Source organism: Nonomuraea rhizosphaerae, assembly GCF_019396405.1.
In the GTDB taxonomy this organism is placed as follows: domain Bacteria; phylum Actinomycetota; class Actinomycetes; order Streptosporangiales; family Streptosporangiaceae; genus Nonomuraea; species Nonomuraea rhizosphaerae.
In genome coordinates this window covers 1-5,248 of the sequence record NZ_JAHKRL010000240.1, presented here as the reverse complement: position 1 = coordinate 5,248, position 5,248 = coordinate 1, and the positions used below count along the sequence as shown (strand labels likewise).

Genomic DNA, 5,248 nt, shown 5'->3' with positions numbered 1-5,248 from the left:
CCGGCTCGCGTACGGTCCCTCTTGGAACGTTCCGATCTTGAGAACGCCCTCGCTCCGGGACGGTCAGGAACCCCGGTTCTGGTCGCTCAGGTGGCGAGCCTGCTCGCGGGCCTGGTCCGTGGTGGCCTCGGCCGCCTCGGAGGCGGTCTGCTTCACCTGCTGCGCGGCTTGGCCGGCCAGCTCCTTGGCGTCCTGGCCGAGCTGCTGCGCCGACTCGCGGCCGGCGTCCACGACGGGCTGCAGCGTGTCGCCGAGCTGCTCGCGGAGCTGCCCGACGGCCTGCTCCTCCGCCTGGGTCTTGGGGATGAGCGTGGCGGCCAGCAGGCCGGCGCCGAAGGCGATCAGCCCGGCGGCCAGGGGGTTGCCCTGGGTGCCGCGCATCGCCTGGTGCGGAGCGGCCCGTACGGCCTCGGCGGCCTGCTCGGCCCCGTGCCGGACGGTCTGCGCGGCCTGCTGCGAGCTCTCGCGTACGGTCTCGGCCGCCTGCTGGGCGCCATGGCTCACTGTGTCGGCGGTGCGGGAGGCGCCTTCACGCGCCCGGTCCGCGGCGTTGGAAGGGGTGCCCATGATGCGCTCGCGCCACGAGTGCGCGGTCCTCCTCATACGGTCTGTACGGCGTCGCGCGATGCGCGCGGGACTGGTCCGGTCGGCCAGGCGGTCGACGTCGGCGGCGAGCTCGGCCCGGGTGATGGCGATCTCGTTTCTCACTTCCTCAGGTCGCGTGCCCATTGCGCGTCCTCCTTGAGCGTTTCGATGGTCTGCTCGGGTTTGGGGCTGACCTGGCGCAGCCGGGTGCGTCCGGTGGTGAACAGCACGCCGCCGGCGATGGCCCAGACCACCGCCAGGATGAGCGCGGCCCATCCGAGGTCCATGACGTTGCCCAGGCCGAACATGATGGCCAGGGTCAGGAGTATCAGCACCATGTAGCCGGCGAACCCGGCGCCGCCGAGCATCCCGGCGGCCTTGCCGGCCTTGACGGCCTCCTGGCGGAGCTCGATCTTGGCCAGCTCCACCTCCTGGCGGAACAGCGTGGAGATGTCCTCGCCGATCTCGCCGATGAGCTGGCCGATCGTCGGCTCTTCGGGTTGAGCGGTCACGGCAGATCACGTCCGGCTTCATAGGTGGGGGGCGCGGGGGGAGTGGAGAGCGGCGGCACGGGCCGGGTGTCGTCGCGGGCGAGCGGGTCGGCGAGCGGGTCGCCGGCGGGCGCGCCGACCGGGCCGCCGGGAGGCGCGGTGCTCAGCGGCTCCGGCCGCGTGACGGGCGTGGGCGTGCTCCGCGGGGTGTAGTCGTCGAACGCGGAGCCGGGCCCCCGTACGCCGTCGTCGGACAGCGGCCGCGGGCTGTCGGGCCGGGACGTCGTGCCCGAGCTCTCGCCGGAGGCCTTGATCACGCGGCCCACCAGGAACCCGGCGGCCAGCGCGCCGATCAGGAAGGCGGCCGGGCGGCGGCGGGCGAAGTCCTGCACCTCGTTGACCACGCCGCTCAGGCCGTTCTGCTCCAGGTAGTTGGCCGCCTTGTGGCCCTGGTCGGCGACCTGGCGCACGACGTCGCTCGCCGGGGAGTCCGGCTTGCCGTGCTCGTGCATGGCCGACAGGTCCTCCGACCACTGGCGCAGGCTCTGCGCGGCGCGGTGGCTCTGCTGGTCCGACTGGGCGCGCACCCGTTCGCGCAGTTCGTCGACGGTGCGGCGGGTCTGGACCTTGGCCTCCTCGGCCACCTGCGCGGTGCGCTCCTTGGCGGTGCCGGCGACCTCGCGGGCCGCCGCCTTACCCTGTTGGAGCGTTCCTTCGTCGTGTGCGGGAGCCGGTTGCCCGGGTCCGGTGGGGTACTCGCTCATGGGTGCCTCCTGGTACGACTGATGTCGCCTGCGGCTACCCAAGCGGTCCGCGCCAAACATTAACCACCTCAATGCAGGCGAAGTAATGACAAGTGGGGCGTAAAACCCAAGAAGTCGATGCATTACCCATACGACGCTGTTGCCTGCCCGTATCGACTTGCCTGCCTGTATCGACCTGCCCGCCTATACGGGAGTGACGGCCGACACGCCTGGTGTCACCGGAAGGCGATGATATGTGCACACAGGGTGATTGGGTGGTGCGCGAGCGGGTATTTCCGAAAGCCAGCACACAAGAGCGCTGATCGTCATCCATTACGCCTCTCCCCCTTGTGAGACACCGCCATCTCGGCGAGGAGGAGACCGATGACCATCCACAAGCCCCGCGCCGACGAGCCGACGACCTCGCCGCTCGCGCCCATGCGCTCCCAGCGCAGGGGAAAGGTGATCGCGGCCTGGCTGTCGTCCACGGACCACAAGGTGATCGGGTACATGTACCTGATCGCGTCCTTCGTCTTCTTCGCCTTCGCCGGCGTCCTGGCGCTGATCATCCGTGGCGAACTGGCCGAACCGGGCCTGCAGTTCATCACCCAGCAGCAGTACAACCAGCTGTTCACCATGCACGGCACGCTGATGATGCTGCTGTTCGCCACCCCGCTGTTCGCCGGGTTCGCCAACGTGATCATGCCGCTGCAGATCGGCGCGCCCGACGTCGCCTTCCCGCGACTGAACGCGGTCAGCTTCTGGCTGTTCCTGTTCGGCGCGATCATGGTGGTCGCCGGCTTCATCACCAACGACGGCGCCGCCGCCTTCGGCTGGACCGGCTACACCCCGCTGTCGGAGAAGACCTACAGCCCGGAGATCGGCGGCGACCTGTGGGTCATGGGGCTCGTGCTCAGCGGCCTGGGCACGATCCTCGGCTCGGTCAACTTCTTCACCACCATCGTGTGCATGCGCGCCCCCGGCCTGACCATGTTCCGGATGCCGATCTTCACCTGGAACGTGCTGCTGACCAGCATGCTGGTGCTGATGGCCTTCCCGGTGCTGGCCGCCGCGCTGCTCGCGCTGGAGGTCGACCGCCGCTACGGGACGCACATCTACGACCCGGACAACGCCGGGGTGATGGTCTGGCAGCACCTGTTCTGGTTCTTCGGCCATCCCGAGGTGTACATCATCGCGCTGCCGTTCTTCGGCATCATCTCCGAGGTCATCCCCGTCTTCAGCCGCAAGCCGATCTTCGGCTACATCGGGCTGGTCGGGGCCACCATCGCCATCGCCGGGCTGTCGATGACCGTGTGGGCGCACCACATGTTCGCCACCGGGCAGGTGCTGCTGCCGTTCTTCTCGTTCATGACGTTCCTCATCGCGGTGCCGACCGGGGTGAAGTTCTTCAACTGGATCGGGACCATGTGGCGCGGGCACCTGACGTTCGAGCCGCCGATGCTGTTCGCGGTCGGCTTCCTCATCACGTTCCTGCTCGGCGGGCTCACCGGCGTCATCCTGGGCTCACCGCCGCTGGACTTCCACCTGCACGACGGCTACTTCGTGGTCGCGCACTTCCACTACGTGGTGTTCGGGACCGTGGTGTTCGCCATGTTCGCCGGGTTCTACTTCTGGTGGCCGAAGATGACCGGCCGGATGCTCGGCAACACGCTGGGCAAATGGCATTTCTGGATGTTGTTCATCGGCTTCCACCTGACGTTCCTCATCCAGCATTGGCTGGGCGTGGCCGGCATGCCGCGCCGCTACGCCGACTACAGCGCGGCCGACGGCTTCACCACGCTGCACCAGATCTCCACGGTGGGCGCGTTCCTGCTGGGCGCCTCCACGCTGCCGTTCCTGTACAACGTCTGGACGACCTCCCGCCACGCTCGCCTCGTCACGCTGGACGACCCGTGGGGGTTCGGCAACTCGCTCGAATGGGCCACCTCGTGCCCGCCGCCGCGCCACAACTTCACCAGCATCCCGGCCATCCGCTCCGAACGGCCGGCCTTCGACCTGCACTATCCCCACGGCCGCGCGCCCGCGATCGGGGGGGCCGAGGAATGAGCCTGACCCGGCACGAACGCCGCCTGCTGGCCGAGATCGAGGCGGGCTGCCGGCGGGACAGGCGGTTCGCCCGCCGCATCGCGACGCTCAACGCCAGGCGGCCCCGGCCGTACGCCCATCAGGCCGGCGCCCGGGAGATCATCGCTCTCCTGCTGCTCGTGCTGGTCCTGACCGCGCTGGCCGCCGCCGTCATGCTCGGCACCGCCCAGGCGGCAGCCGAGCTGGGCCACGGCTGGCCGGCCGCCTGAGCCACCGCCCGCCGTTTCGGAGAGGGCGCGCAGGGCATCTCCCGCCCGCCGTTCCGGCGAGCGGTCCTCACTGCAGGGCGTGTCTCATCACGACGTCCGCCCGTCTCCTACCCCTGCGGCGACGCCGACGGCGAGCTGGTCGTCGGGGCCGGTGAGGTGGGGTTCGGGGCCGGGGTGGGGGAGCCCGACATCGACGGCGTGAGCGAGGCGTAAGGGCCCTTGCGCTCCTTGATCGACACCTGCACCCGCACGTCCCCGACGTTGGCGAACGAGAACGTCACCGGCACCGAGCCGGTGGCCGAGCGGCCCTGCAGCATGGCCAGGGGCTGCTGGGCGCCCACCGGCTGCTTGGACGGCACACCGATGGGCCCCGTCAGTTGCACGGTCCCTCCGCCGGTCACCGAGATCCGCTGCAACTGGTCGTCCCGCGTGTCCTGGTTCACCAGCACGGCGTACAGCGCCATCGGCTGGCTAGAGTCCGCCCCGGCCAGGAAGAAGGCGTTGCGGATGTGCATGTCCTTGGCGTCGGCGTTGGCGCCCTCGTTGGTCGAGCCGTGAATGCGCAGAATGTCTTCATCGTCGTTGTTGAGCCCCGTACATCCGGTGGCCAGGACACTGAGTGCGACGGTCGCTGAGGCAATGGGACGCCACATCGGTCACACCCCCTCTCGATCGGACCGGCAGTCTTGAGCGCCAGCTACCCCAACCGCGCGAGTGAAATCTCCGCACGTCACGGCAGTGTGCCCGCCGTCCGAGGCGCTCGCCGCACCCGTCCTCGACCGTCCCGCGTACGGTCATCGGAGAGGGCGTCCCGGAGGCCGAACCGCCAGGAGGAAGGAAAGCTGGCGGTGTGCCGCGAGCGGGGTCACCATGGCGGCATGGCGACGCGAAAGAGCCCATGGATGTGGATCTCGCTGGTGGCCGGCGGGCTGGCGGCCGGCGCGCTGGGTGTGATCTTCGTCGTGCTGGACCTGGCGCGCGCCGACCAGTTGGCCAGTGTGGTCGGCGTGTTCGTCGCCCTGGCCGGGCTGGTCGTCTCGGTGTACGGGGTCATGCTGGCCCGCCGCGGCGAAGGCTCGCGCCCGGCGGCCGCGCCGCCCTCGGACGCCGGCCC

7 protein-coding genes are annotated in these 5,248 nt (G+C 69.8%); 3 read left to right on the top strand and 4 right to left on the bottom strand.

Annotation, left to right across the window (positions count from 1 at the left end):
• Nucleotides 1-63 precede the first annotated feature (63 nt).
• Genes KME77_RS12015 through KME77_RS12005 form a run of 3 tightly spaced genes read right to left on the bottom strand, consistent with a single transcriptional unit; the run spans nucleotide 64 to nucleotide 1,840 of the window.
• Nucleotides 64-729 (bottom strand): DUF3618 domain-containing protein, encoded by a 666-nt coding sequence (locus tag KME77_RS12015; protein WP_219465817.1) that lies wholly within the window; start codon nucleotides 727-729, stop codon nucleotides 64-66.
• A complete protein-coding gene (locus KME77_RS12010; protein ID WP_219465814.1) occupies nucleotides 705-1,097 on the bottom strand; it encodes a phage holin family protein in 393 nt (130 codons plus the stop codon). Before KME77_RS12010 ends, KME77_RS12015 begins: the two co-directional genes overlap by 25 nt.
• On the bottom strand, nucleotides 1,094-1,840 hold the full coding sequence (locus KME77_RS12005; RefSeq protein WP_219465813.1) for a F0F1 ATP synthase subunit B family protein: 747 nt from the start codon (nucleotides 1,838-1,840) through the stop codon (nucleotides 1,094-1,096). The genes KME77_RS12010 and KME77_RS12005 overlap by 4 nt, the downstream gene beginning before the upstream one ends.
• Nucleotides 1,841-2,257: 417 nt before the next feature.
• On the opposite strand from KME77_RS12005, the gene ctaD reads away from it, so the two are divergent.
• Complete coding sequence (ctaD, locus tag KME77_RS12000) at nucleotides 2,258-3,886, top strand: aa3-type cytochrome oxidase subunit I (protein ID WP_246609615.1); 1,629 nt, start codon at nucleotides 2,258-2,260, stop codon at nucleotides 3,884-3,886.
• Nucleotides 3,883-4,134 (top strand): DUF3040 domain-containing protein, encoded by a 252-nt coding sequence (locus KME77_RS11995; protein ID WP_219465807.1) that lies wholly within the window; start codon nucleotides 3,883-3,885, stop codon nucleotides 4,132-4,134. The genes ctaD and KME77_RS11995 overlap by 4 nt, the downstream gene beginning before the upstream one ends.
• A 107-nt stretch (nucleotides 4,135-4,241) precedes the next feature.
• Here the strand turns inward: KME77_RS11995 and KME77_RS11990 are convergent, their stop codons facing one another.
• Nucleotides 4,242-4,787, bottom strand: a complete 546-nt coding sequence (locus tag KME77_RS11990) for a hypothetical protein (protein WP_219465806.1) — start codon at nucleotides 4,785-4,787, stop codon at nucleotides 4,242-4,244.
• Between the two features lie 225 nt (nucleotides 4,788-5,012).
• On the opposite strand from KME77_RS11990, the gene KME77_RS11985 reads away from it, so the two are divergent.
• Nucleotides 5,013-5,248, top strand: a 236-nt coding sequence (locus tag KME77_RS11985) for a hypothetical protein (protein WP_219465805.1), incomplete at its 3' end; no start/stop codon positions are given.

What these genes read in the sequence shown, in the direction of transcription:
- KME77_RS12015 (WP_219465817.1), bottom strand. Translation starts at nt 729, where the DNA reads ATGGGCACGCGACCTGAGGAAGTGAGAAACGAGATCGCCATCACCCGG.
- KME77_RS12005 (WP_219465813.1), bottom strand. Translation starts at nt 1,840, where the DNA reads ATGAGCGAGTACCCCACCGGACCCGGGCAACCGGCTCCCGCACACGAC.
- ctaD (WP_246609615.1), top strand. Translation starts at nt 2,258, where the DNA reads ATGCGCTCCCAGCGCAGGGGAAAGGTGATCGCGGCCTGGCTGTCGTCC.
- KME77_RS11995 (WP_219465807.1), top strand. Translation starts at nt 3,883, where the DNA reads ATGAGCCTGACCCGGCACGAACGCCGCCTGCTGGCCGAGATCGAGGCG.
- KME77_RS11990 (WP_219465806.1), bottom strand. Translation starts at nt 4,787, where the DNA reads ATGTGGCGTCCCATTGCCTCAGCGACCGTCGCACTCAGTGTCCTGGCC.